The organism is Actinosynnema sp., assembly GCF_052038725.1.
In genome coordinates this window covers 1-2079 of sequence record NZ_JBQGCX010001139.1, presented here as the reverse complement: position 1 = coordinate 2079, position 2079 = coordinate 1, and the positions used below count along the sequence as shown (strand labels likewise).

Here is a 2079-nt window from a genome sequence, read left to right as displayed (position 1 = left end):
GCTCGCCGACCCGTTCCGGGAGACCCACGCCAACCGGTGGCGCGCCGAGTTGACTGGGGTGCGCCCGCAGCTCATCGGCGCTACCGTGCGGCGCCTGCACTCGGCCGGGCTGCTCGTGGCCACCGGCCGCTACCTCGCCTCCACCGACGCGCGCGGGGGCAACGGCGGCAAGCTGCTGCCGGTCCACGCGCTCAACCTCTCCGTGCTCTCCGAGCACCAGGCCGCCCGCTCCGACCGGGCCGCGACCGCCTGACCTTCACACCGGGACCGTGCCGCACGCGCTCGTGCGGCCGTTCCGTGCTGCCCAACATCGTTTTTCTGTAGGGGGATGACCTTTCGTGGCGCGTGATCACGCCCGCCTGTCCGTGCACATCTGGGACGACGCCGACTTCATCGAGCTGTCCGCCGTCGCCAAGCTGCTCTACCTCCAGCTCGTGTCCCAGCCCAAGCTCGCCTACTCCGGGGTGCTCGACCTGGCGGCCCGCCGCTGGGCCCGCTCGCACCCGGACCTGGACCTGGCCGCCGTGCGCGCCGCGCTGAGCGAGCTGGACGCGGCGCGGTTCCTGGTGGTCGACCAGGAGACCGAGGAAGTCCTTGTCAGGTCGTTCATCCGGCGCGACGAGCTGTGGAAGCAGCCCAACGTCCTGCGCGCCGCGCTGAGGTCGGCGTTCGAGCTGGTCTCGCCCATCCTGCGCGGCGCGCTGGCCAGGGAGCTGCGCCGCCTGCCGGTGGAGGTGACCGGCCAGGCCCCGATGCTGGCCGCCGAGGAGCTGGAGGCCGGGACGCGGTCGCTGCCCGCCTCGGTGACGGCCGCGCTCAACACCCGCTCGCCCCGCAGGCCCACCACCACCCCGACCCACCGGGAACCGGTCGCGGGCACCACCGCGAACCCCTCCGCCACCCCTTCGGCGACCCCTTCCAGCACCCCTTCGGCGAAGGACGGGGGAGAAGGGAGTAGGGAGCGGGAGAGTGGAGTAAGCCCTCTTGCGTTGGCAGACAAGGAAGTGGGGTCTCCCCCGCCCGCTCCCGCGCGTGGCGGCACCCGCGCACGCGAGGAGCACCCCGAGGTGTCTGGGAACGACGGGCGGGTCACGGCGGCGACCGGCTCCGCGCGGCAGGCCCGCCACCGGGAGGCTGCCCGGCTGGTGACGGTGCACTGCCCGGCCCAGCCCCGGCGGGTGGAGCAGTCCTTGCGCGGTCAGGTGGTCGAGTTGCTGCGCGAGGGCATCGAGCCTGCCGTGATCGCGATGGGGTTGCGGGTGTGGGCGCACAAGTCGCTGCCGCCGTCGTGGGTGCCGGAGCTGGTGGGCGAGGTGATGCGCGCCCGCACGCTGCCCGGCGACCAGGCCGCGCGCCGGGAGCTGGCCACCGCTGGGACGGTGGAGCGGATGCGCGCGGACGCGATCGCCGAGGACGACCGCTCGCCGGTCGGGCTGGTGGTGCGAGGTGAGCTGCCCGCGCACGCCGACGCCGCCGAGCTGCGCGCGGTCGTGGACGCCGCGTTGGCGGCCACGGTCGGGCTGGACAAGGACGCCTTGACCGGGGCGGGGGTGGCCGCGTGAGCGCGCAGGTCCTGACCCGTTCGCAGATGCGGGCGCTGCTGTGGCACTACCGGATCGCTGGTGAGGGGCAGCTGCCCGAGCAGGTGGTGACCGCCTGGTGGCGGGAGCTGCGCGGGCACACCGCCGCCCAGATCCAGACCGCGTTGGCGTCGGTGCCCGCGCAGCGGGTTGGGCGCGTGAGCCCGGCCGAGGTCGTGCAGCTCGTGCAGCTGGCCGCGCTCGCCCCGGAGGCGGACGCGGGGTCGGCGCGCCCGCCGCTGCCGGTGGCCGAACCGGACCGGGTGCGGGAGCGGGCGCGGTTCGCGGTCGCCGGGCAGCGCGGCATCCGCGCGGTGTACGAGGCGATGGGCTGGACCAGACCGCCCGAGGCCGAGGAGGCGGGGCGGGTGCGCTGCCCGTACTGCTGGGCGCACGCGGGTCGGGTGTGCCGCCCGATCACCCGCACCCGCGACGGCCGTCGCGAGGACCGCGACCCGGTGACGCGGATGCATCCGTCCCGGCTGGCCGCCGCCCACGA

At 75.3% G+C, this 2079-nt stretch carries 3 protein-coding genes; all 3 read left to right on the top strand.

Features of this window, described 5'->3' with window-relative positions; all coding sequences use genetic code 11:
- On the top strand, positions 1-253 hold a 253-nt coding region (locus tag ACTUAL_RS24015; RefSeq protein ID WP_440901839.1), incomplete at its 5' end, for a hypothetical protein.
- A gap of 85 nt (positions 254-338) precedes the next feature.
- Positions 339-1562: a hypothetical protein gene (locus tag ACTUAL_RS24010; protein WP_440901838.1), complete on the top strand. Its 1224-nt coding sequence runs from the start codon at positions 339-341 to the stop codon at positions 1560-1562.
- Positions 1559-2079 (top strand): zinc finger domain-containing protein (locus tag ACTUAL_RS24005; RefSeq protein WP_440901837.1); only part of this gene is annotated, 521 nt, incomplete at its 3' end. The genes ACTUAL_RS24010 and ACTUAL_RS24005, both read left to right, overlap by 4 nt.